At 62.3% G+C, this 23,658-nt stretch carries 21 protein-coding genes; 6 read left to right on the top strand and 15 right to left on the bottom strand.

Going from position 1 to position 23,658, the window contains the following annotated elements; all coding sequences use genetic code 11:
- Positions 1–25: 25 nt before the first annotated feature.
- The 5 genes from QZ329_RS09145 to QZ329_RS09125 form a co-directional block, all read right to left on the bottom strand.
- On the bottom strand, positions 26–934 hold the full coding sequence (locus QZ329_RS09145) for a dihydrodipicolinate synthase family protein (RefSeq protein ID WP_295751454.1): 909 nt from the start codon (positions 932–934) through the stop codon (positions 26–28).
- 12 nt (positions 935–946) lie between these two features.
- Positions 947–1,405 (bottom strand): YhcH/YjgK/YiaL family protein, encoded by a 459-nt coding sequence (locus tag QZ329_RS09140; protein ID WP_295751451.1) that lies wholly within the window; start codon positions 1,403–1,405, stop codon positions 947–949.
- A 4-nt stretch (positions 1,406–1,409) separates the two neighbouring features.
- On the bottom strand, positions 1,410–2,336 hold the full coding sequence (locus QZ329_RS09135) for a carbohydrate ABC transporter permease (protein ID WP_295751447.1): 927 nt from the start codon (positions 2,334–2,336) through the stop codon (positions 1,410–1,412).
- Positions 2,337–2,348: 12 nt separating this feature from the next.
- On the bottom strand, positions 2,349–3,242 hold the full coding sequence (locus QZ329_RS09130) for a sugar ABC transporter permease (protein WP_295751475.1): 894 nt from the start codon (positions 3,240–3,242) through the stop codon (positions 2,349–2,351).
- 158 nt (positions 3,243–3,400) lie between these two features.
- A complete protein-coding gene (locus QZ329_RS09125; RefSeq protein WP_295751443.1) occupies positions 3,401–4,768 on the bottom strand; it encodes an extracellular solute-binding protein in 1,368 nt (455 codons plus the stop codon).
- Between the two features lie 300 nt (positions 4,769–5,068).
- On the opposite strand from QZ329_RS09125, the gene QZ329_RS09120 reads away from it, so the two are divergent.
- The gene (locus QZ329_RS09120; RefSeq protein WP_295751438.1) at positions 5,069–5,725 is read left to right on the top strand and encodes a GDSL-type esterase/lipase family protein; all 657 of its coding nucleotides are present in this window, start codon (positions 5,069–5,071) and stop codon (positions 5,723–5,725) included.
- A 49-nt stretch (positions 5,726–5,774) separates the two neighbouring features.
- On the opposite strand, the gene QZ329_RS09115 is transcribed toward QZ329_RS09120, so the two are convergent.
- From QZ329_RS09115 to QZ329_RS09100, 4 genes are read right to left on the bottom strand one after another with little or no spacing between them, the layout of a single operon-like run.
- Positions 5,775–6,419 (bottom strand): YesL family protein, encoded by a 645-nt coding sequence (locus QZ329_RS09115; RefSeq protein WP_295751435.1) that lies wholly within the window; start codon positions 6,417–6,419, stop codon positions 5,775–5,777.
- A gap of 12 nt (positions 6,420–6,431) precedes the next feature.
- Positions 6,432–7,286, bottom strand: coding sequence for a MurR/RpiR family transcriptional regulator (locus QZ329_RS09110; RefSeq protein WP_295751432.1), 855 nt, complete (start codon positions 7,284–7,286; stop codon positions 6,432–6,434).
- Positions 7,287–7,312: 26 nt separating this feature from the next.
- The gene (locus tag QZ329_RS09105; RefSeq protein ID WP_295751430.1) at positions 7,313–8,515 is read right to left on the bottom strand and encodes an AGE family epimerase/isomerase; all 1,203 of its coding nucleotides are present in this window, start codon (positions 8,513–8,515) and stop codon (positions 7,313–7,315) included.
- Positions 8,516–8,531: 16 nt separating this feature from the next.
- Positions 8,532–9,911, bottom strand: a complete 1,380-nt coding sequence (locus QZ329_RS09100) for an ROK family protein (RefSeq protein ID WP_295751427.1) — start codon at positions 9,909–9,911, stop codon at positions 8,532–8,534.
- Positions 9,912–10,421: 510 nt separating this feature from the next.
- Between QZ329_RS09100 and QZ329_RS09095 the strand changes: the two genes are divergently transcribed.
- Genes QZ329_RS09095 through malQ form a run of 5 tightly spaced genes read left to right on the top strand, consistent with a single transcriptional unit; the run spans position 10,422 to position 16,240 of the window.
- The gene (locus tag QZ329_RS09095; RefSeq protein ID WP_365351741.1) at positions 10,422–11,978 is read left to right on the top strand and encodes an ABC transporter substrate-binding protein; all 1,557 of its coding nucleotides are present in this window, start codon (positions 10,422–10,424) and stop codon (positions 11,976–11,978) included.
- A complete protein-coding gene (locus QZ329_RS09090; protein ID WP_295751424.1) occupies positions 11,962–12,804 on the top strand; it encodes a sugar ABC transporter permease in 843 nt (280 codons plus the stop codon). Before QZ329_RS09095 ends, QZ329_RS09090 begins: the two co-directional genes overlap by 17 nt.
- Positions 12,804–13,640: a carbohydrate ABC transporter permease gene (locus QZ329_RS09085; RefSeq protein ID WP_295751422.1), complete on the top strand. Its 837-nt coding sequence runs from the start codon at positions 12,804–12,806 to the stop codon at positions 13,638–13,640. Before QZ329_RS09090 ends, QZ329_RS09085 begins: the two co-directional genes overlap by 1 nt.
- Before the next feature lie 60 nt (positions 13,641–13,700).
- Positions 13,701–14,711, top strand: coding sequence for a LacI family DNA-binding transcriptional regulator (locus QZ329_RS09080; protein WP_295751420.1), 1,011 nt, complete (start codon positions 13,701–13,703; stop codon positions 14,709–14,711).
- A gap of 35 nt (positions 14,712–14,746) precedes the next feature.
- Positions 14,747–16,240 (top strand): 4-alpha-glucanotransferase, encoded by a 1,494-nt coding sequence (gene malQ / locus QZ329_RS09075; protein ID WP_295751418.1) that lies wholly within the window; start codon positions 14,747–14,749, stop codon positions 16,238–16,240.
- 37 nt (positions 16,241–16,277) lie between these two features.
- On the opposite strand, the gene QZ329_RS09070 is transcribed toward malQ, so the two are convergent.
- The 6 genes from QZ329_RS09070 to QZ329_RS09045 all read right to left on the bottom strand — a co-directional run bounded on the left by QZ329_RS09070 (position 16,278) and on the right by QZ329_RS09045 (position 23,631).
- Positions 16,278–17,735: an aminoacyl-histidine dipeptidase gene (locus QZ329_RS09070; RefSeq protein ID WP_295751414.1), complete on the bottom strand. Its 1,458-nt coding sequence runs from the start codon at positions 17,733–17,735 to the stop codon at positions 16,278–16,280.
- A 77-nt stretch (positions 17,736–17,812) separates the two neighbouring features.
- Positions 17,813–18,322 carry a DUF6672 family protein gene (locus tag QZ329_RS09065; RefSeq protein ID WP_295751411.1) on the bottom strand — a complete coding sequence of 170 codons (510 nt, stop codon included), beginning with the start codon at positions 18,320–18,322 and terminating at the stop codon, positions 17,813–17,815.
- Positions 18,319–19,449 carry an ABC transporter permease gene (locus tag QZ329_RS09060; RefSeq protein WP_295751408.1) on the bottom strand — a complete coding sequence of 377 codons (1,131 nt, stop codon included), beginning with the start codon at positions 19,447–19,449 and terminating at the stop codon, positions 18,319–18,321. Before QZ329_RS09060 ends, QZ329_RS09065 begins: the two co-directional genes overlap by 4 nt.
- Complete coding sequence (locus QZ329_RS09055) at positions 19,446–20,504, bottom strand: ABC transporter permease (protein WP_295751405.1); 1,059 nt, start codon at positions 20,502–20,504, stop codon at positions 19,446–19,448. The genes QZ329_RS09060 and QZ329_RS09055 overlap by 4 nt, the downstream gene beginning before the upstream one ends.
- 12 nt (positions 20,505–20,516) lie before the next feature.
- The gene (locus QZ329_RS09050; protein WP_295751402.1) at positions 20,517–22,106 is read right to left on the bottom strand and encodes a sugar ABC transporter ATP-binding protein; all 1,590 of its coding nucleotides are present in this window, start codon (positions 22,104–22,106) and stop codon (positions 20,517–20,519) included.
- A gap of 238 nt (positions 22,107–22,344) precedes the next feature.
- Positions 22,345–23,631, bottom strand: coding sequence for a DUF3798 domain-containing protein (locus QZ329_RS09045; protein ID WP_295751400.1), 1,287 nt, complete (start codon positions 23,629–23,631; stop codon positions 22,345–22,347).
- Positions 23,632–23,658: the final 27 nt, after the last annotated feature.

Below are 23,658 nucleotides of genomic sequence, written 5' to 3'. Positions count from 1 at the left end.
CGGGAGACCGGACCCTTCGTGAGGTTCAGCAGTAGGTTTCGATGGCGCGGCGGATCATCTCGTGGGCCTGGACGACGGCCTCCCGGTCGCCCTCTTCCAGCTCCAGCAAAGGCGCGCGGACGCCGCCGATGTCAGGTCCGCCCTGGAGGCGGAGAATTTCCTTGATGACGGCGTACATGTTCCCCTGCGCGGAGCACATCTTATAGATGATGCGGCAGCACTCGTTCTGGACCTCCCGGCCCTTTGCCAGGTCTCCGGCCTGGAAGCAGCGGAAGATCTCCAGATACAGCTCCGGCATGGCGGCGTAGGTTCCGCCGATGCCGCCGGCGGCTCCGGCGGCCAGACCGCTTAAAAGCTGCTCGTCGGGACCGTTGAAGACCAGGGCTCCCTCGTCATGCCACATCTGGATGTCCTGCACGGGCATGGAGGAGTTCTTCACCCCGATGACCTGGGGATTTTTCAGCATCTCCCGGAGCAGGGGCGCCGACAGGGCCACCCCCGCCAGCTGAGGAATGTTGTAAATCACAAAGTCCGTGTTGGGGGCCGCGTCGGAGATGTCGTTCCAGTACTTGGCAATGCCCTTGGGGGGAAGGTGGAAGTAAATGGGGGGAATCGACGCGACGGCGTCCACGCCCAGACTCTCGGCGTGGGCGGCCAGCTCCCGGCTGTCGGCGGTGTTGTTGCAGGCCACGTGGGCGATGATGGTCAGCTTGCCGCCCACTTCCGACATGACGTTCTCCAGAATCTCCTTCCGCTCCGCCACGCTCTGGTAGATGCACTCGCCGGAGGAGCCGCCCACGTACAGGCCCTGGACGCCTTTGCCCAGAAGGAACTTGGCCAGGGCCCGGACCGCCGGGCCGCTGACGCTGCCCTTTTGGTCATAGCAGGCGTAAAAGGCCGGGAAAATGCCCTGATATTTGGAAAGGTCTCTCATATTTAATACTCCTCAATCGTCATAGATTCTCACCTTGAAGACCACTTTGCTCACGGTTTTCGGCCCGTCCACCTGCATTTTGATGCGGTGCGCGTCCCCGGGGAAGACCACCAGAAAGTCCCCGGGGGAGAGGACCAGGCGGTAGTCCCCCCGGCCCCGGTAGGCATAAAAATCGTTGGCCTCCACCCGGTCGAATTCGGTCAAAGCCTCCGGCGGGGCGATCTCCACGCCTTCGGAGCCCTCTACCATGATGTGGATGTCCAGGTACTTCCGGTGGGCCTCGAAAAAGCTTTCCTCCTCCGGAACGGTCTCATAGGTGAATCGGGTGGCGTAGACCTCGCCACCCTTGAGCTCCACCCGCTCCGTCCCCACGCCGGCGAGAAACGCCGGCGTGATGTGCTTTAGCGCCAGGTCCAGATTGGGGTGGATGCCCCGGTAGACCGGGGCGTCCCGGTGTTTGGCGTAGATCATGGCCTTACCCCTTTACCGCGCCCATGGTGATGCCCTGGGTGAAGTACTTCTGGAAGATCAGGAACACGATGATGATGGGAGCCGCCGCCAGGGTGGCGCCGGCCATCAGCAGGCCGTTGTCCACCGAGGTCTCCGCCTGGAGGGTGGCGATGCCCAGGGGGATGGTGAAGTTGCTGCCGCTGGCCAGCATGACCAGCTGCATGAAATAGTCGTTCCAGCAGTTGATGAAGGTGAAGATGGCCAGGGCGCCGATGCCCGGCTTGATCATGGGCATGACCACGGTGGTGAAGGTTTTCAGCTCGCTGGCGCCGTCAATGCGGGTGGCCTCCAGAATCTCTCCCGGTATGCTCTCCGAGAACTGCTTCATCAAAAACACGCCGAAGGGCCAGCCCACGGTGGGGAAGATCACCGCCCACAGGCTGTCGTACAGGTGCAGGGCGGACATCTCCTTCAGCAGCGGGATCAGAATGACCTGCTTGGGCAGAGCCATGGCGCAGACGATGAGGGAGAACAGAATGGCCCGGCCGTTAAAGCGCTTTTTCGCCAGGGCGTACCCCGCCATGGCGGCGGTGAGGCAGGTGAAGAGCATGGCCAGCACGCTCATGAGCACCGCGTTGATGAGCCAGCGGATGGCGGCGGGGGCATCCGGCCCGGCGGTGAGAAGCACCTTCTGCCCGCCGTTGAAGAAGCTGCCGAAGGGCAGGTAAACCTCCCACAGGGGGACGCTGCGCTGCTTCATCAGCTTGTTGAAGTTGTTCATCACCCACTCGGTGGGGACCCAGATGGGCTTGGTGGCGTTGATGTCCGCGCCGTTTTTGAACGCGCCGGTGACGATCCAATACAGCGGGAAGGTGAAGAGGAAGGCCAGAATCACCAGAATGATGATGGAGACGATCTTGTACGCGCGGCTGCGCCCGGTTTCAATTTTCATACCAGCACCTCCTTACTTCTCTTTCGCCAGCTTGAACTGGAGGGCGGACAGCAGTCCGATGAAGATAGCCAGCACCACGCCCATGGCGTTGGCGTAGCCGAAGTGGCCCGCCTGCTCCGTGAGCTTGAAAGCGGTCCAATAAATATGGTACATCACCGTGTTGGTTCCCGCGCCGCCCTTGGTCAGCAGCTGAATCAGGGCGAAGCACTGGAAGGAGTTGATGGTGGTGATGACCAGAATATACAGCGTGGTGGGCATTATCTGGGCCCACTTCACCTTCCAGAAGACCTGAAAGCTGTTGGCCCCGTCTACCTCGGCGGCCTCGATCAGGGTTTGGTCCACGTTGCCCAGAGCGGAGACGTACAGCACGATGGGCTGGCCCACGGAGGTGGTGAACAGGATGAGAATGATGCACCAGAGGGCGTATTTGGAGTCGCCCAGCCAGTTGATGTTCTGCTCGATGAGTCCCGCGCCCTTGAGGACGTGGTTGAAAATGCCGGTGTAGTTGTCATACATCCACTTCCACACCACGGTGACGGCCACGGAGCCTGTGACCACGGGCAGATAGAAGATGCAGCGGAAGGCGGAGAGGACGGGGCCCTTCAGCCTGTAAATGGCGGAGGACACCCAGAGAGAGAACGCGCACACCGTCGGGACGCTGACAACGACGATGATAAAGGTGTTCTTCAGCGCCTCCAGGAAGGTCTCGTCTCCCATCAGCTTTATGAAGTTTCCAAGGCCCACGAAATTGCCGAACATGCCCTTGTCATGCATGTTCGCGTCGGTGAGGCTGGTGATGATGCAGATAACCATGGGAATGACCACGAAGCCGACGAAGAAAATCAGGCTGGGCAGCAGGAAGAGGTAGCCGGAGATGTTCTCCCGGCGCTGAAGCGCACGGCTCATAGTGGGGTTGGACGGTCTGGCCAAGGTCAACACTCCTTTACAACTGGAATCGGCGTCCCAGAGAGGGTTTCCCGGGGGCCCGGGATAAGACGCGCCCCTCTCCCGCCCTTCGCGGGAGAGGGGCGCAACAACCCTTATCTCTTTGACTGTGTGAGAGGTCAGCCGGCGGCAGCGGCGTTGGCGTTGCCGGCGTAGGTGGCGACGGTCTCGGCGATGTCCGCGCCCTCGCCCACCTTCTGGAGCATGGTCCACCACTCGGTGCGGGCGCCGGCCCAGCCCTTGGTGACCTGATAGTAGTCGCCCAGGTAAGGCATGAGGACCTGATAGTCGTTCATGATGTCGTTGTCCGCCCAGATGGCAGAGAGGTCGGTGCCCTCGGCGGCGGAGCGGGCGGCGAAGTAGTTGGCGGTCTTCACCGCTTCCACAGTGTGCTCGGAGTCGCACATCCACTTGATGAAGGTCTTGGCATTGTCAATCTTGGCCGGGTCGCCGTTGTTGAAGATGCCGAAGCCCCAGATGCCGCCGCAGAGCTGAGGCGCGCCGCTCTCGGAGGGGAACGCCATGAAGGCGATCTCCTCGCCGGAGGCGGTGAGGCCCGCGCCGGTGTCGGCCTGGTTGGGGTTGAGCTGCTGGGCGATGTTCCAGCAGAACGCCATCTTCAGGATGCCCTGATAGAAGACCTTGATCTCGTCGCCGCCTTCGAGAGAGGCGTCAAACGCGATGCCGGGCATGCTCTTGAGCTGCTCCAGCGCCTTGATGTTCAGGGGATCGTCCCAGGTGTACTGGTCATGCGCGGCCGTGGTGAAGGTGCCGCCGTACATATTGTTGACCAGCGCGCGGGTGCCCTGGTCGCCGCCCTGACCCTTGCAGAACACGGCGCCCACAGGGGCGTTGAAATGAGCGTAGAGCGCGTCCACGGCCTTGATGAAGTCGTCCGTGGTCCAGGTGCGGGTGGCCAGATCCAGATACTGGTCGGCTCCAGCTTCCTTAAAGGCGTCCAGGTTCACGGCCATGCAGTGGGCGGTGACCACCAGAGGATACTCGTAAACCGCGCCGTTGGAGTGGGTGCAGGCGGTCATGGCGGCGGTGTTGATCTCGCTCTTGTCGGTTTCGTCGAACATGTCGCTCAAGTCCACCAGATAGCCCTTGTCGCCCCAGTTGGTCACGAGACGCTCGGGACCTTCCATGATGAGGTCGGGGGCCTTGTCGGCGGTGATGGCGGAGTTGACCTTGTCATCGCCGTCAGCATAGGCTAAGTACTCCACCTTCACGGCAATGCCCGTGTCGGCGGTGAAGGCGTCGGTGATGGCCTTGACCTTCTCCTCCTTGCCCCAGTCGCCGATGGGGTAGGTCCACAGGGTCAGCTCACCGCCGGAAGCGGTCTCCGCCGGGGGGGTGTCGGGGGTGTTGGTTTCCGCCGGCGGCGTGTCCTGCGTCGAGGGAGTGGAGTCGTTGTTGTTGCCTCCGCAGGCAACAAGGACCATGACCATGGTCATGGCCAATACCAATGCAAGCAGCTTCTTCATCGCGGGTCCTCCTTTTAATACTTACAAAAAAATGAACCGGCAAACTCCGGCTTGCTGTATAAATTATACAAGAGCTTCCTGCATCTGTCAATTAAAATCGAAAGGATTTCTGGAAAAATTCGATATTTAGGGAATGTTTCAAAAATTTTTTCGATTTTTGGTGAATTTAACACCAGATTTCGAAACCAAATCGGAACCATCTTTCTTGACAAACCGGAAAAAACTGTTAACGTATATCATAAGGAATATTCGGAGGCGGAGCCGCCCGCCGGTTTACTGCGGACAGAAAGGACGATGGATATGAAAAAACACATTCTCTGCCTGGGCGATTCCAATACCCATGGTTACTGTGCCGATCCCGCCGACTGCGCCGACGGCGGCATACGCTTTAACGAGGAGGAACGCTGGACCTGCCTTCTGCAAAAGGCCCTGGGGCCGGAGGTCCTGGTGACGGAGGAGGGTCTCAGCGGCCGGACCACCGTGTTCCCGGACCCCCTGCACGAGAGCATGGACGCGCTGAGCGTGCTGTACGCCCTCTTGAAGAGCCACGAGTTTTTGGACCTGCTCATCATCATGCTGGGCACCAACGACACCAAAGAGCGCCTGGGGGCCAACGCCTCCTGCATCGCCATCGGCATGGAGCGCCTGGTCCGCAAGGCCCAGAGCGTGGACTGCTGGGGGGAGCGGGGGCCCAATATCCTCCTGGTCTGCCCGCCGCCGATCCGGCCGGAGATGGAGCTGGCGGAGTGCGGCCGGCCCATGGGAAGGGGCTGCGTGGAAAAGTCCAGGGAGCTGCCCGGGTATCTTGAAAAGACCGCCCGGCTGGTGGGAGCCTACTACCTGGACGCCGCCGGCTGTGAGTTTAACACCGTGGACGGGATGCACCTGACCCGGAGGGGGCACGCCCAGCTGGCGAAGCTGCTGGCGGCGGAGGTGCCGGGGCTGCTGGCGGATTGACCGGGAAACATCAGGACCGGAACGGAGTATCCGTTCCGGTCCTGGTTTTTTACGCCTCCGGATCCTCCGCTTCCGGGGAGGCCGGTTTCGGGGAGTGCTGGAGGAAAATCCGCTCGAAGAACAACGATACCAGCAGCGTGGAGATCACTGGCATGAACACCACCGGCCACCACCGCTCGATGCAGAACACGGCGGTCTGAGCCGTCAGCAGCACCGCCACCACGGTGCTGGGCAGGTGGGCGGCGGTCAGCTGAAGGGCCGTTCGAAACAGTCCGCCGACGCCGTACTCAAACCGCCCCAGCAGGGGGAACAGCCAGCACAGCACGCCGGCGGGAAGGAACAGCGCGAAGTAGTAGGCCACGTAGAGCACATAGGCCGCGCCGCCCAGACGGGTCCCGTACCAGCGGACGATGAAGTGCCCGAAGAGCAGCAGCGCCGCTGCCGGGAGGACGATCAGCCCCGCCAGAAATCCGGTCTTGAAGTTTATCCGAAAGGAGCGCAGGTAGTACCCGAAGGCTCCGCTCTCCCGGCCCCGGACGCACTTGACCACCGTGTAGTAGAGGGCCGCCGTGGCCGGGCCGGCGGTGACAACGGGCAGGCACAGGGTGATCCAGAGGATGGACAGCCCGCAGACGTCCACCAGCGTGCTCAGCCAGACCCAGATGCCCTTTTCCGGATGAAAAAAATCTCCCACAGACGGCCCCTTTCAAACACACTTTTGCGTCAGCGCTTTGCCCACGGATTGGCGGCAGCGCTCCGCCGCCTCCGGGTCCCGGAGGATGAATTCGCTGAGCAGCATCTCCACCACGTAAAGCTGGGCGATGAGGGCGGAGGTGGAGCCGAACTGGAAGGGCTGCTCGTTGGGACCGCACAGCAGCACCGCGCCGGCGTAGGCGCTGGCGGGGGAGTTGCGGTAGCGGGTCACCAGAATCAGCTGCGCGCCCCGGCTCTGGATGAGCTTGGCGGCCTCCAGCACCTCGTGGGTGGCGCCGGAGTAGGAGAAGTAGAGCACCACGTCCCGCTCCGACAGGGTGGACAGGACCACCGTCTGCATGTGGGAGTCCTGAATGGTCTTGAACTTGGGGGAGGTGGTGGAAAACTGGGCCCAGGCCGCCAGGGCCACCGCCGCGTGGTTTCCCTGCCCCAAGCAGATTACCTGGCCCGCGCGGTGCAGCATGTCCGCCGCGCGGGTCAGCTCCTGCTCGGACAGCATATGATACGCGCTGTTCAGCGCGTCCTGAGCGGCGCGGAGCACCTTGCCCTTCACGGCGGCAGGAGGGTCCTCCGCCGTGATCGCCCCCGCCGCCTCGCCGGGGGCGGTCCGCTCGGGCAGGGCCGCCCTGGCCAGCTCCAGCTTGAAGTCGTTGAAGCCGGCCAGCTTCAGCTTGCGGCAGAAGAGGGACACAGTGGATACCGCCACGTCGCACTGGGTGCTCAGGTCGGTGATGCTGATGTATTGGGTCTCCTTCTGGTGCTCCAGGACGAAGTCGGCGATCTTCCGCTCCGACTTGGTGAAGCGCTCGTATTCCTGGAGCATCAGGGAAACAACGTTTTTTTCCACCGGCGGCACCTCCCTTGCGCCCGGTATCAGGCCTTTAAGATTTCGTCAATCGTCTTGTCCACCAGGGTCATGCTCCGGGGCAGGTGGAAGGGCCCTTTGAAGGTGCTTCCTTTGGTGCTGGGCTGGGTGGGCAGGCCGTCCCGGCGGAGATAGCCGTACCACTCGCCGTACTCGGGGTCGGCGAAGTGGGCCTTGCAGTAGTCCAGGGTCTTGTAGAACCAGTCCAGGTACTTCTCCTCTCCGGTATCACGGTAGAGCATGACGGAGGCGATGAGAATCTCGTTGTGGGGCCACCAGAGCTTCATGTCGTGCTCATAGGCCTCCGGGGGCTTGCCCAGGCAGTCGGTGAAGTACAACAGACCGCCGTACTCCTGGTCCCATCCGGCGGCGATGGCCCAGTCGAACATCTCCGCCGCTTTTTTCACCAGGGCCTTGTCCCCGGTCCGCTGGGCGTGCTCCAGCAAAAACCACACGCCCTCAATATCGTGCCCGGGGTTGACGGTGCGGCCCTCGGTGTAATAGAGTCTCGGCGTGCCGTCCACGTCCACGTTCTCCAGGGTGCATTTCAGCTCCGGCTTCACGTGGTAGCGGAAGATGTCGTTCACGCATTGCTGGGCCCGCTCCTCGTAAAGCGCTTTGCGCTCCGGGTCCGTCCGCAGCAGCACGCCGGTGACGTTCAAAATAATCATGGGCGTGCCGAAGGCCCGGCCGGACCGGGTCTCCGGAATGGTCTTGGGCCCCATGCCCACGGGGTCGGGCTTTCCCTGGCTTAAATCCCAGTAGAGGTCATAGCACTGCCGGGCCCGTTCCAGCCGCCGCTTCTCCCCCGTCACGCCGTAATACTCGGCGTTGGCGATGGCACAGAAGGCCTCGGAGAAGTAATAGCGCCGCTGGCGCAGGGGGCGGCCCTCCGCCGTGACGGTGAAGTACATCCGCTCGCCGCAGGCGTGGTTGAAGCAGTGGTCCTCCATAAAGTCCAGACAGCTTCGGGAGGCCTCCAGCCACTCCGGCTTGACGCCGTAGTTGTGGCACAGGAAGGCGAAAATCCAGCCGCAGCGGCCCTGCATCCAAACGCTTTTATCTGTGGAATAGAGTTCGCCCTTCCGGTCCAGGCAGGTGTATACGCCGCCGTGCTCGCGGTCCATGCCATGCTCCAGCCAGAAGGCGGCGGAGCGGTCCAGCTCGCCCCGGACCCAGGTCTGAGCGTTCAGCAGTTTTTGACGTTCCATCGTTTCCGTCCTCCTTTCAGTGAATCTCCGGCAGGCTGGCCGCGGCCATGGACTGGCCCACCCGGCGGAATTTCTCGTCCGGCAGCTCGGGGACCATCTTCCCCTCCAGCTCCGGGTACTCGTCCGCCAGGACCTTCTTGGCGGTGTCCAGGATGAGGTCGCCGCCCTTGCCGCTCATGACCCGGCCCAGCAGCAGCACGTGGCGGCAGCCGTACAAGTCGTAATAATAGGCCAGGGTGTGGCCCAGGTACACGCCGATGGACTCATACACTTTGGCGGCCCGGGAATCGTCCTCCGCCATCAGCTTCTGGACGGCCTTCAGCTTCTCGGCGGGGGAGGCGTCCTCGTCCAGCTCAATGCCAGCCCGGGGGGCCAGCTTGATGACGCCGTCCTGGGAGAAGTACTTCACGCCGCAGCCGATGTCACCGCTCCACTCGTCCCGCATGGCGTCGGGCTGGGCGTCCACGGGGACAAAGGCCAGCTCGTTGAGCCAGCCGGTGATGCGGCCCTCCTCGTCCACATATCCAACCGCCTCGCTGGTGCCCATGGCGATGCCCAGGACGCTGTTGTCGTTCAGGCTCATGGCCCCCGCCAGGGCGGACACGTCGCCGTCGTTGATGACGCTGTAGGGCACGTCGCCGAAGGTGTCGTGAATGGCGCGGATATAGATGTCCTTGACCTTTTTGTCATAGAGCTCCTTGGGAACCTTGAGGAACAGCGAGGCGTTCATGGTCCGGTTGTTGATGAACACGCCGGCGGAGCTGACGCCCACCGCGTCCACCCGGGGCATATGCTCCGCGGCGGATTTCAGGGCGCTGACGATGCCGTCATAGTGATAGTCGGGGTCGGAGTTGGTCTTGGGGAACCAGACGACCTCCTCGGAGTACACCGTCTCCCCGTCGATGACGGCGGAGACCTTCCGGTCGCTTCCGCCGGCGTCAAAGCCGATGCGGCAGCCGTCCATGTGGCCGCCGATGGCCTTGGGCGCGTCCTTGGCGGCGGGAATCTCATCCGTCAGCACCACTTCGAAGGGGTGCTCGAAAACGCTGGACATATAGTCCCAGTCGAACTCCTGCTGCCCCTTGGCACAGTATACGGATTTCAAATATTCACAGACTCCCTCGTCCCCGCTGACGTAAATTTTGAAGCCGCCCTTCATCCACAAAATGGTCTTGACCAGCCGCTCGATATAATAGTGGTCGGCCTCCTCCATCTCCGGCGTGCCGTGGATAAAGGTGCGGCAGGAGGCCATCTGTCCGTCGGCCCGCTCCACGGCAATGCCCACCGGTTTTCTGGCCGAGGCCAGGAACGCGCGGTTAAATCGCATCAGGGGAATAAAGTCCGGGTCCAGAGAGGGGATGTGCTTCAGTTCTACTTGGATACCAAATCGATTCATAGCATGTTCTCCTTTAATCCTTGATGATGGGTCCTGGTTGATGGCGGCAAAATCTGCGGGCGCGGCGCCGTAGAGACGCAAGGAAACAAATGCAAATTCAGCATACCACAAATCTATCCAAGATTCAATCCCCCGGCGGAGAGGTATTTCAACAAACTGTACAGGAAACCGCCGGCGGAGAGGGGGCGCTTCCGGAAAGCCGCCGGGCTCCGCCCCGCGGAGAAGACCGGAAAATCCCTCTGGGCGGAAGTTTTTATGTGTTCCCTCCGCCCGAAGGGGCGGAACGCGGCATAGCTTCGCGGCGGCCAGATATTTACCCAGCAAAACTGGTCATAATATACAAACTGGCCCATTCTCTTTTTCTCAGTCCGCCAAACTTTGGGAAAGACGTCAAATTTCCCTTGCACATTTTTGAAATTGCGGGTATGATAGAGCCATGAACTGGAAACGTTACCAGTAACGTTTCCAATCCGAGACCGCACGACCCAAATCGATAAGGAGGAACATGAAATGAAGAAAAGACTCTTGACTCTTGCGCTGGCACTGGTCATGGCCCTGTCCCTGGCCGCCTGCGGCGGAGGCAGCGGCAGCAGCGGCGATTCCCAGCCCTCCGGCGGCGATTCCCAGCCTGCCGGGGATTCCCAGCCTGCCGGGGATTCCGGCAGCTCCGGCGCCTCCGGCAGCGTGTACTACCTGAACTTCAAGCCCGAGCAGGACGGCGCCTGGCAGGCGCTGGCCCAGGCCTACACTCAGGAGACCGGCGTGGAGGTGAAGGTCCAGACCGCCGCCTCCGGCCAGTATGAGACCACCCTGATGAGCGAGATCGCCAAGACCGACGCCCCCACCCTCTTCCAGGTCAACGGCCCCGTGGGCCTGGCCAACTGGAAGGACTACTGCTATGACCTCAGCGGTTCCGCCGTGGCCGGGGAGCTCTCCAGCCAGGACTTCGCCCTGATGGACGGCAGCTCCATGTCCGGCATCGCCTACGTCATCGAGACCTATGGCCTGATCTACAACAAGGCCCTGCTGGAGCAGGCGGGCTATAGCGCCGGCGACATCAAGTCCTTCGCCGACCTGAAGAAGGTGGCCGAGGACATCACCGCCCGGAAGGATGAGCTGGGCTTTGCCGCCTTCACCTCCGCCGGTATGGACGGCTCCTCCGACTGGCGCTTCAAGACCCACCTGGCGAACCTGCCCATCTACTTCGAGTACGAGGCCGACGGCATCGGCGACACCGAGGCCATCAAGGGCACCTATCTGGACAACTACCGGGCCATCTGGGACCTGTATATCAACAACTGCACCTGCGCGCCCACGCTGCTCTCCGCCAAGACCGGCGACGACTCCGTGGCGGAGTTCGTCACGGAGCAGGCCGTGTTCTATCAGAACGGCACCTGGGCCTACGGCGACGTGGCCGACGTGGGCGAGGAGAACCTGGGCATGCTGCCCATCTTTATCGGCGTGGGCGACGAGGCCAACCAGGGCCTGTGCACCGGCACCGAGAACTACTGGTGCGTGAATAAGAACGCCAAGCCCGAGGATATCCAGGCCACCCTGGACTTCATGTACTGGTGCGTCACCTCCGACATCGGACTGGACTATATGTGCTCCGGCGACGAGGGCAAGATGGGCTTTGTTATCCCCTTCAAGGGCAACCTGGAATCCACCAACCAACACGCTGGTGAACATCGCCAACGAGTATGTCGCCAACGGGACCACCAGCATCAAGTGGTGCTTCCCCACCATGCCCTCCGAGGAGTGGAAGAACGTTCTGGGCTCCGCCCTGACCACGTACGCCGCCGACCAGACCGACGCCAACTGGGAGACCGTACGGGCCGCCTTCGTGGACAACTGGGCCGCGGAAAAGGCGAAGTAATCCAGCGAAGAGACAACGCCATAACCGGGGCGGACGGGAACCTCCGCCCGCCCCGGCTGGTTTTCCCCCGCCTTGGACCGGCGGGAGGCGTGCCGTGGCCCCCATTGCCACGGCCCATGTCCCGCCGGTCCAACGTATCCCCGGCATCAACTTGTGAAGGAGGTCCCGCCAGCTATGGAAAAATCCATTAAGCGCTATTTCCCCGTCTTCCTGGGCCCCACGTTTCTGGCCTTCCTCATCGGCTTCATCGCGCCCTTCCTGATGGGCATCTACCTGTCCTTCTGCGACTTCCGCACCGTCACCGACGCGAAGTTCAACGGGCTGAGCAACTACGTCCGCCTCTTCCAGGACGGGGAGTTTGTTCACGCCTTTTTCTTCACCGCCCTCTTCACCGTGACGACGCTGGTTTTGATCAACGTCATCGCCTTCGCCGTGGCCCTGGTGCTGACCCGGGAGATTCGGGGAACCAACGTCTTCCGCACCGTCTTCTTCATGCCCAACCTCATCGGCGGCATCGTCCTGGGTTATGTCTGGCAGCTGATCTTCAACGGCATTCTGGCCCGGTACGACCTGGCCCTGAAGATTTCCGCCGCGTACGGCTTCTGGGGGCTGGTGGTGGTCATCTGCTGGCAGCAGATCGGATATATGATGATTATCTACATCGCGGGCCTCCAGTCCATCCCCGGCGACCTGAACGAGGCGGCGGAGATCGACGGGGCCAACGGCTGGCAGAGGCTGTGGAACGTCACCATCCCCAACATGATGCCCTCCATCACCATCTGCACCTTCCTGACGCTGACCAACGGCTTCAAGCTCTTTGACCAGAACCTCTCCCTCACCGCCGGCGAACCCATGAAGCAGACGGAGATGCTGGCGCTGAACATTTTCAACACGTTCTACGGCCGGGTGGGCTACCAGGGCGTGGGCCAGGCCAAGGCCGTGCTCTTCTTCATCCTGGTGGTGGCCCTGGGCCTGATTCAGCTGCGAATGACTCGCTCCAAGGAGGTGCAGCAGTAATGAGAAGCAAAGCCAAAGGCGGCTGGTTCGCCACCATTTTGTTCACCGTGGTGTCCGTTTTCTATGTGGCGCCGCTGTTCATCGTCCTGATCAACTCCTTCAAGAAAAAGGCATTCATCAATCTGGAGCCCTTCAAGCTCCCCACGGAGAAAACCTGGGTGGCGCTGGAGAACTTTGCCAACGCCATGGAGAAGTACAATTTCCTGGAATCCGTCCTCTGGACCGTGGTGATGACCGTGGGATCCGTGGTGGTGATTCTGGTGTGCACGTCCATGTTCGCCTGGTATATCACCCGGGTGAAGAGCCGGGCCACCAAGCTCCTCTATCTCCTGTGCGTCTTTTCCATGGTGGTGCCCTTCCAGATGGTGATGTTCACCCTCTCCCTGGTGACGGACCGGCTGCGCCTGGGTACGCCCTGGGGCCTGATTATCATCTACCTGGGCTTCGGCGCGGGACTGGCGGTGTTCATGTTCTGCGGCTTCGTCAAGTCCATTCCCATCGAGATCGAGGAGGCCGCCATGATCGACGGCTGCTCCCCCCTGCGGACCTTTTTCTCCGTGGTGCTGCCCATTATGAAGCCCACCTATATCTCCGTGGGTATTCTGGAGACCATGTGGATCTGGAACGACTTCCTGCTTCCCTACCTGACCCTGGACCTGAACAAGTTCAGCACCATCCCCATTACCATCCAGCGGATGCAGGGGTCCTACGGCCGGGTGGACATGGGCGCCATTATGGCCTCCCTGGTCATGGCCATCATTCCCATTGTGGTGTTCTACCTGAGCTGTCAGAAATACATCATCAAGGGGGTTGCGGCTGGGGCCGTCAAGGGTTAAAATAGAGCAGGGGGGACGCGCCGTCCCCCCTGTGAAAGACCATCGAAGGAGAGACGCGGTATGACCATCAAAGACATCGCCCGGCTGTCCGGGTGCGGCGTGGCCACCGTGTCCCGTGTGCTGAACGACCACCCCGACGTCAGCGAGGAGACCCGGCGGAAGGTGATGGCGGTGGTGGAGGCCCAGGGCTTCCAGCCCAACAACAACGCCAAGCACCTCAAGCAGCAGGCGGGTACCGGCATCACAATTCTGGTGAAGGGCACCCAGAACATGCTCTTCGCCGACCTGGTGGAGCGGGTGCAGGCCCTTCTCCAGGACAGCGGACGGGACGCCGTGGTCTATTACCTGGATGAGGACGCCGACGAGGTGGGCTACGCCCTCCAGCTCTGCCGGGAGCGCAAACCCCTGGGCATCCTGTTTTTGGGCGGGGACCTGGAGCTGTTCCGCTCCCGCTTTCAGCCCATCACCGTCCCCTGCGTGCTGCTGACCAACACCGCCCGGGACCTGCATTTTGACAATCTCTCCTCCCTGACCACCGACGATGGAGAGGCCGCCGCCCAGGTCATTGACTTTCTGGCTGGGCAGGGGCACCGTCAGGTGGGCATTCTGGGGGGCAACTGGTCCTGTTCTCAGATCAGCTACCGCCGTCTGGAGGGCTGCCGCCGGGCCTTTGCCCGGCTGGGCCTGCCCTTCGACCCGGAGCGGCAGTGTGAGCCCTGCCGCTATTCTATGGCGGACGCCTACGCCGCCACCGGGCGTCTTCTGGACCGCCGCCCGGACCTGACGGCCATCTTCGCTATGAGCGACGTCATGGCCATCGGGTCTATTCGGGCCCTGCGGGACCGGGGAAAGCGAGTGCCGGAGGACATCTCCGTGGTGGGGTATGACGGCATCTCCATAGCCCGCTATTCCGTTCCCCGGCTGACCACCGTCCGGCAGGACACCCAGCGTCTGGCGGAGCGGGGGGTGGACATCCTCCTGCACAACATCGAGCGGAACAACCGCCCCATTCACGAGGTGGTGCCCTTCCAGCTGATCTCCGGCGAGAGCGTGGCGAGGCTGGAGGCGTGACGCCGGTTGACTCTATCAAGAAAGGGGAACCCAATGTGAGAAGAGCCGGTATCCTGATGCCCATTTCCTCCCTGCCCTCCCCCTGCGGGATTGGAACCCTGGGAGCCGCCGCCAGAGAGTTTGTGGACTTTCTGGTCCAAAGCGGGCAGTCCTGCTGGCAGATTCTGCCGGTGGGACCCACCAGCTACGGGGACTCCCCCTATCAGTCCTTCTCCTCCTTCGCCGGAAATCCCTATTTCATCGACCTGGACATTTTGGCCGAGTGGGGGTTCCTGGAGCCGGAGGAGTACCAATCCCTGGACTGGGGGAACGACCCGGAGCGGGTGGATTATGAGGCGCTGTACCGAAACCGCTTTGCGGTTTTGCGCCTGGCCTGTTCCCGCCTGAAGCGGGGAGACCTGTTTGAGCTGAGGGGCGTCCTCTGGAAGGCGGACTGGCTGGAGGATTACGCGCTGTTCATGGCCCTGAAGGACCGGTATGACGGAGCTCCCTGGCTGGAGTGGCCGGAGGACCTGCGCCTTCGCCGGCCCGCCGCCCTGGAAAGCGCCCGGAAGGAGCTGGCCGGGGAGATCGACTTCTGGACGCGGGTGCAGCTCCTCTTTTTCAGCCAGTGGTGGAGCCTGAAGGACTATGCCAACGAAAGGGGCGTGTCCATCATCGGGGACCTGCCTATTTACGTCTCCATCGACAGCGCCGACGTCTGGGCCCATCCGGAACAGTTCCAGCTGGACGCCGGCGGACGGCCCACGGAGGTGGCGGGCTGCCCGCCGGACGGCTTTTCCGCCGACGGCCAGCTCTGGGGAAATCCTCTTTTCGACTGGGACCGCATGAAGGCAGACGGCTACCAGTGGTGGATACGCCGCATCGACGCCCAGTTTCAGCTCTATGACACCCTGCGGATTGACCACTTCCGGGGCTTTGACGAGTACTACGCCATTCCCGCCGGGGACACTACCGCCCGAAACGGCCGGTGGCGGCCCGGGCCCGGCATTGACTTTTTCCGGGCGGTGGAGGCGGCCCTGGGGCCCCGGGAGATCATCGCGGAGGACCTGGGCTTCCTCACCGATTCCGTCCGGTCTTTGCTGAAAGCGGCGGGCTACCCCGGCATGAAGGTGCTGGAGTTCGCCTTTGACAGCCGGGACACCGGCGGGGGCTATCTCCCCCATTGCTATACCCGGCACTGCGTGGTATACGCCGGGACCCATGACAACGATACCATCCAGGGCTGGATGGCCCACGCCCCGGCGGAGGACGTGGCCCTGGCGAAGGCTTATCTCCGGCTGAACGAGCAGGAGGGCTGGCACTGGGGCATGATGCGTTCCGCCTGGGCCTCCGTGGCGGACTTGGCGGTGATGCAGTTCCAGGACGTTCTTGGCCTGGGAAGCGAGGCCAGGATGAACACGCCCTCCACCCTGGGAAACAATTGGCGGTGGAGGACCCTTCCGGGAAGGTTTACCGCCGCCCTGGCGGACCGCCTGCACCGGGAGATGGAGCTTTACCAGCGCCTGCCCCGCAGGGAGGGGAGATGAATCACGGCGGGAGCCCAAAAGGGCTCCCGCCGTTTTATCATGCCTTCGGACCGCTCTTTTTCAGCAGGGCGCAGGTCATCTCATAGACCCGGCGGGTGGAGGCCACGTTCAGCCGCTCCTGAACGGAGTGGATGTCCCGAAGCTCCGGGCCGCAGGACACCGCGTCCAGCCCCGGCATCTTCTCGATAAACAGGCCGCACTCCAGGCCGCCGTGGGTGGCCTCGATGACGCCCTCCTTGCCGGTGACCGCCTGATAGACCTCCAGAATGTCCCTCCGCAGGGCGGAATTCCGGTCATACTGCCAGCCGGGGTAGTCGCCCCGCTGGGACATCGTGCCGCCGCCCAGGGCCAGAATGGCCCGCAGCCGCTGGACCATCATGGCCTTTTGGGAGGCAATGCAGGAGCGGACGGAGAGGCTGAAATGAAGCCCGTCCTCCCGCAGCTCCATCACGCCCAGGTTCAGCGAGGTCTGCACCAGCCCGGGGAAATCCGCGCTCATGGCCTGGACGCCCTGGGGAACCGCCAGCAGGGCGCGGAGCAGGTTCTCCGTCTCCGCCTGGGGCAGGGCGCGGTCCAAAGCGGCTTTTTCACAGCGCAGCGTGACGCCGGGGTCACAGCCGGCGTATTCATTTTTCAGTATGGCGTCTAACTCCCGGATGAACGCCTCGAATTCCCCGGCACGGTCTGCCGGCACGGCGGCCTGCGCCTGGTTGGAAGAGCAGATCACATTGTCAAACCGTCCGCCCCGGATGTCCGCCAGCCGCAGACCGGGGAAGGTCTCCGCGGCGCTGTAGAGCACCCGGCCCATCAGCTGGTTGGCGGAGGCCCGGCCCTTGTGGATTTCCGCGCCGGAGTGGCCGCCCAGGAGTCCTTCCAGGGTGAGGGTATAGCCAGTCTCGCCGTTCAGCGGCGAGGGAACGCCGGGAAGGAAGCAGTCCAGCCGCACGCCTCCGGCGCAGGAGACGGTGAAAACCCCCTCCTCCTCCGAGTCCAGGTTGACCAGCTTCCGCCCCTTCAGGTCGGAGCAGTCCAGGGCGAAGGCCCCGTCCATGCCCACCTCCTCGTCGACGGTGAAGACCGCCTCCAGCGGGGGATGGGGCAGGGCGTCGTCCGCCAGGATGGCCAGAATCATGGCCACGGCGATGCAATTGTCCCCGCCCAGGGAGGTCTTGTCCGCCCAGACCCACTCTCCGTCCGTGCAAAGGTCCAGGCCCTCTTTCGCCATGTCTTTGGCGCAGTCCTCGGTTTTGACGCACACCATGTCGATGTGTCCCTGGAGGATGACGGGCTCCGCGCCCTCATAGCCGGGGCTGGCTTCCTTCCAGAGGATGACGTTGTTGACCTCGTCCTGCCGCCACTTGAGCCCCAGCTCCTGGGCGAAGCGGACGCAGAGGTCGCTGATCTGCTTGGTGTTGCCGCTGCCGTGGGGGACGGAGCAGAGCTTCTCAAAGTATTCGAATACTGCCCTGGGTTCCAGATCGGATAACACTGCCATACAGGGGTTCCTCCTTGAATGAAATGGACCGCCCGCCTTCAGCGGGCGGTCTTTGTTTGGTTCGCGGAAAAGGGACCTCAGATATCTCCCGTGCCCAGGTCGCTCTCCAGGCCCAGATCGTCTCCCAGGCCGAATTCGTCGCCCTCGCCGGGAATTTCCTCCGCGCCGGGGTCCTCCTCCGTGACGGCGGGAACGAACTCGGAGAACCAGGCCTCCTCCGGCAGGCCCGCCAGCAGGGCCGGGAGGTTGATGACAATGCCGTCCACGCTGTAGGGCAGCTTCAGGCTGATCTCCCGGATCTCCGGCTCGCCGCCCTTCTCCTGGGTGATCTCCAGGGTCATTTTGAAGTTCTGGCCAATCCAGATGGCCGAGCCCCGCTCCCGGGCGCCCAGCTTGGCCACGTCCTCCCCCTTGACGGTGACCACCACCTTGTGGGCGGCCTTGTAGGTCTGGCCCTGGTAGTCCTCCAGGGTTTTGTTGTCAAAGTAGAGGGTGTGGCCCCGGCCGATGACCATCATGGTGGCGGCGACGCCCGCCAGCACCAGCACCAGCAGAAGGGAAACGAAGATTCTTCGTGTCGATTTCATTGCGCAGCCTCCTCTTTCGCCTGGGCCTCGGCCAGCTCCTGGCCCGCCTTGCTCTTGGCCATGCGCTTCTTGGTTTCATACATAATCAGGGCCAGCGTAATGACGCCGTAAGACAAGAACACGCGGAAATACTCGCCCACCATGGAGTCGCCGGTGATAACGCCGCCGGCGGCGGGGGCCACGATAAACATCAGGTGAAACAGGACGACGCCCAGAAACGCGTTGCCGATGGTGGCCTTTTCCACCGAGGCGCCGCCCACCAGCAGCGCGGCGATGCAGAACATGCCGATCTGGGAGTGTCCGGTGTAGGCGGGAAGGTTGCCGATATTCTGAAGGTAAATCACCATGCCGAAGCCGGCGAAGACCGTGGACATGACGATGGAGAGAACGCGGGTGCGCTCCACCTTGATGCCCGCGTCCCGGGCTACCTGCATGTCCTGGCCCACGGCCCGCATGTCCTGGCCCAGCTTGGTGCGCCGGAACCAGACGATGAACAGGCACAAAAGACCGATGAGCAGGAAGGTCAGCACGGGAATCTTCACGCCCTTGACGCGGATGGCCAGCAGGTCATCCAGGCACTGGCGCATGTTCAGAAGGCTGACCGTGTTGCGGATGCCATAGCCCCGGGGCAGCTTGATGCTGCTGTGGATGATGGGGATGATAGAGCCCATCATGTACAGCACGACCAGCTGATACCATCCGGTGATGAAGAAGTTCATGATATAGCTGGTAATCATCTCCCGGCCCTTGGCCATGTTCAAAAGGTTGCCGCACAGCCAGCCCAGCAGGATGGAGAAGGGGATGGAGAGGATCATGGCCAGCACCACGCCGGGGATGCCCCAGATCTGCCAGTCCGCCGTGAAGATGATGGCAATCTCCGCCGCCATGGCCCCCAGGGTCATGGCGAAGTTCAGGCCCATGCCCGCCATGATGGGGAAGAGGAGGCACAGCACCAGAAACAGGTTCCGGCCCATACGGGTGACGATTTCGTTGATCAGGTAGCTGGGGGAGAAGCCGGACAGGGGGATAAAGATGGCGCAGATGATGATGAACATAATGGGCACGGCGTTGCCCCGCACCAGCTCAAGGACCCTCTTTCCGGCGGGCGAGTTGTTCTTTCTGCTCATTTCAAACCCTCCGTCTTTCTGGTCAGCGCGTAGAGAATCATGCCCTGGGAGACGATGACCCGGATGACCTCGCTCATGTCCATGTGGATGATGGAGTTCATGACGGTGGGCGTCATCGTCACCATGCCCTGAAACAAAATGGTGCCGATGATCACGTTGGGAATGGAGGCCTTGTTCACCGAGGCGCCGCCGATGAGGATGGCGGCCACGGTGGGCATGGTCATGTTGTTGGGGGCGTTATAGAGCTGCAAAAAGCCGAATCCCTGCTGATACATCAGGATGCCCATGGCCCCCAGCCAGGTGGACATGATGACGGACAGCGTCCGCGTCCGGTCCACATTGATGCCGGCGGCCCGGGCGAAGGTGGGGTTGGAGCCCACGGCGGTCATGGCGGTGCCGGTCTTGGTGTGGAGGAAGGCCCAGATGCCGAAGGCCAGCAGGGCGAAGACCAGCAGCGAGCCGGTGGGAATCTCGATGCTGCCGATCTTGATGTGCAGGAAGCCGGCCAGCACCTGGTTGTAGAACCCGTCCAGGGAGATGGTGGGGCGCAGGCCGCTGCCGGACAGGCCCCAGACCATGGTGGGGCTGGTATAGGGCAGCAGCAGCCACATCATGCACATAAAGGAGATGGCGGAGAAGCCCACGTAGGTGGCGATCATCATCTCGCCGCCCTTGATCTTGTTGAGCAGGGTGCCGTAGCCGCCGCCGAAGAGCACGGCGAAGGGCGTGGCCAGAATCACCGCCATGACGAAGCTCATGGGGCCGCTGAAGCCGAACTGGATGGAGAGCGTGCCCCCCAGAAGTCCCGCCAGAATGCCCAGAGGCAGGCCGAAGTTCAGCCCGCAGCCGGAGTGAATCATCGGCACCATGGCCAGCACCAGCACCGCGTTCCAGCTGAAGCGGTTGATGATGTTGGTGATCTGAATCGGCAGGTTGGCCCCCACGAAAGGCGTCATGATGAAGAGCACCAGCAAAAAGCCGGTGATGATCAGCCGGGGGAAGCCCATTTTCTTTAGCAAATCCGGTAATGCGATAGCCGTTACCATACCTCCCATATTTTTCCCTCCTTACTTGACTTGGCTGACCATCAGCATGCCGAACTCCTCGGAGGACGCCGCCGCGGGCAGAATGCCCGCTACCCGTCCGCCGGAGACGATGGCGATGCGGTCACAGGTCTGCCGCAGCTCCTCCAGCTCGGAGGAGATCATCACGACGGTAACGCCGCTGTCCCGGTTGAACTGTTTCAGCGCATTGAGCACCAGGGCCTTGGCGCCCACGTCGATGCCCCGGGTGGGCTCGGACACGAAGAGGAACCTGGGCTCCAGAGCGAAGGCCTTGGCCAGGCACACCTTCTGCTGGTTGCCGCCGGAGAGCTCCTTCGCCTTTTGTTTGGAACTGGTGCACTTGATTTGCAGCTGGTCGATATATTTCTGGGTCACCTGATGGATGGCCTTTTCGTCCCGCCATTTGATGAGGCCGCCCAGCAGGCGCTTGAGGAACTTGTTTTGAATCTGCATGGCGGGGAAGGCCACGTTCCACTCCAGACTCTCGTCCAGCAGCAGCCCCACTTCCCGCCGGTCCTCGGACACGAAGGCCAGGGAGGCGTCCAGGCACTTTCGGGGGCTGTTCAGCGGGATGTCCTTCCCGTCGAACTCCACCTTGCCGCCGGCGTCGTAGAGGCCCATGACGCCGTTGGGGATGCCCAGCTTGCCCTGGCCGGCCAGGCCGCCGATGCCCAGAATTTCGCCCTCCCGAATGTCGAGGCTGACGTTCCGCACCGTCTCGCCGGGCATGTCCACCCAAAGATGCTGGATAGACAGGATGGTTTTGGCCCCTTCGTTGGAGCGGGCCTCCAAGGAGGCGGCGCTCTGCACGTCCCGGCCCACCATCCATTTGGTGATGTCCTCCACGCTGGTTTCCCCGGTGGGAACGTCCCGGACCACGAAGCCGTCCCGCATGACCACCACCTTGTCGCACACCGCCAGAATCTCGTGGAGGCGGTGGGTGATGAAGATCACGGAGATTCCCCGGGCGGCCATGCCCCGGATGGAGTACAGCAGGGCCTCCGCCTCCTTCTCCGTCAGGACGGCGGTGGGTTCGTCCAGAATCAGCAGCTTCAGCTGGTCCTTGCTCAGCTCCCGGGCGATTTCGGTGAACTGCTTGTGACCCACGGGCATGCTGCTGATGACCATGTTGGCGTCGATTTCCACGCCCATTTTCTGGATGGCCGCCCTGGAAAGCCGGTCCATCTCCTTAAAATCCAAGGTGTTCAGCCGCTCGCCGAAGACCTCGGAGGCAATCGTCCTCTTTTGGGGCTCCCGATTCAGGAGGATATTTTCCGTGGCGGTGAAGCCGGGGATCAGGGAGAACTCCTGATGCACCATGCCGATGCCCGCCGCCAGCGCGTCGAAGGGGGTGCTGAACTCCGCCTTCTTTCCGTCAATAAGGATATCGCCGGAGTAGCCGCCGGTCTCCCGGATAACGTCCATGCCGAAGAGAATTTTCATCAGTGTGCTCTTGCCCGCGCCGTTTTCGCCGCACAGGCCCAGAACCTCGCCTGCGCCCAGGGTGAAATTGATGTCGGTGAGAACCTGGTTGCCGAAGAAGTCCTTCTTGATGTTCTGTATTTGGAGCAAGGGAGTACTGTTGTTTGTCATACATCCACCCTACCTAAATATTAAAGCCTGTGTTCACAACCGCTGAACGCCGCCTGAAAAAGATGGCTTCCGCCCGCCGGTTTTCCGCGCAGCCCTCCCGGATTGCGGCGGAAAATCTTTTCGCGTGGCGAAAAAATCCTCGTCCAGCCAGCATCCTCCGGTTATGAATACAGGTTTTTAGAGAGCGGGGAGGAGGACCAGGCCTCCTCCCCGTTTGGTTGAAGCGTCGCCTATTGAATCAGCTGACGGTGTAGTACTTCTCGGGAACCTCCACATCGGCGTTGCCCATGTAGTGGCCCGGGTTGCCCATGACATAGGTGTCCTGATAGATCAGGAACACGTTGTCGCTCTTCACGCCGGTGGTGGCGTTGGTGTAGCCGGCGCCGTTCCAGGCGGCCTCGGGAGAGTAAACCTTCAGCGCGTCGGCCACGGCGTCCATGTCGGTGATGTCGGCCTTGCCGTCGATGACGTTCTTGGCGTGCTCAGCCAGACCGGCGGACAGGGTGTAGCCATAGGAGTAGGCCCAGGTGCCGAATCTGTCAGCGCAGCCCTTCTCCACCAGGGCGGACTCCACCTTCGCCAGGATGGCGGCGAAGTCGCCGGCCTCCTGCGTCAGGTCCAGACCCAGAGCGCCGGGATAGCCCATCAGGGGAGAGGGAAGGTCGGCCTCAATGAAGTAGCCGCCGTATTCCACCAGCTGCTTGAGCAGGGGCTCGGTGTGGGCGTCGTTGGTGCAGAAGTAGGCGGCGTTCTCGCCGTACTTCTGGACCCAGGCGGGAACGTTCTCCAGGATATAGGCCTGCGCGCCGGGGATGCCCACGTCCGTGGTGGGATCGGGAGCGGTCTCCAGCTCGAACCGCATGCCGAACTCGTTGCAGGCCTCCTGCATGACGGCCACACGGCGGCTCATGGTCTCATAGGCCATGTGGCGGGGGAAGGAGATGTGAACAAAGGTGTCCGCGCCCAGCTCGTGAGCGGTGCGGATGATCAGATAGCCGCGGGAGACGAAGTCGTTGTTGCACACCAGATCGGCGGCGGAGCCGATCTCGGGCAGGTCCTCGTGGGACTCGCCGGCGATGCAGATGATGTCGGGGCGGCGCTCCTTGATCAGGCGGAAAGCCTCGGTGGTGCCGGGAACGGCCTGGTTGACGATGATGGCCTTCATCAGGGGGTCGTCGGACATGTTGACGATGCCCTGAATGGTGGTCTCCAGCTCCTCGGTGAAGTTGTCGGGATAGGTGGCCAGGCGGACCATGTCCTCGCCGTACTTGGCCTGGAAGGCCTCGGCGCCCCGGCGGTCGTCCTCGGACTGGGAGACGGTGCCGGTGATGATGCCAATGTGATAATCGCTGGCGCCGGAATCGGCACCGTCACCGGTGTCGCCGCTGTTGGTGTCCTGCTCCTGCTGGGTCTGACCAGCGTCAGAGCCGCCCTGATCCTGCGCGGGGGCGCCGCTGCCGCCGCCGCAGGCCGCCAGGGCCAGCAGCATGGCAAGCGCCAGCAGCATGCTGAAAAACTTCTTCATTGCAAACCTCCAAAAATTTTTGTGTCT

The organism is uncultured Oscillibacter sp. (assembly GCF_910579365.1).
Classification (GTDB): domain Bacteria; phylum Bacillota; class Clostridia; order Oscillospirales; family Oscillospiraceae; genus Oscillibacter.
Note: the sequence above shows the minus strand (reverse complement) of the source record. Positions and strands in the feature narration are given on the sequence as shown.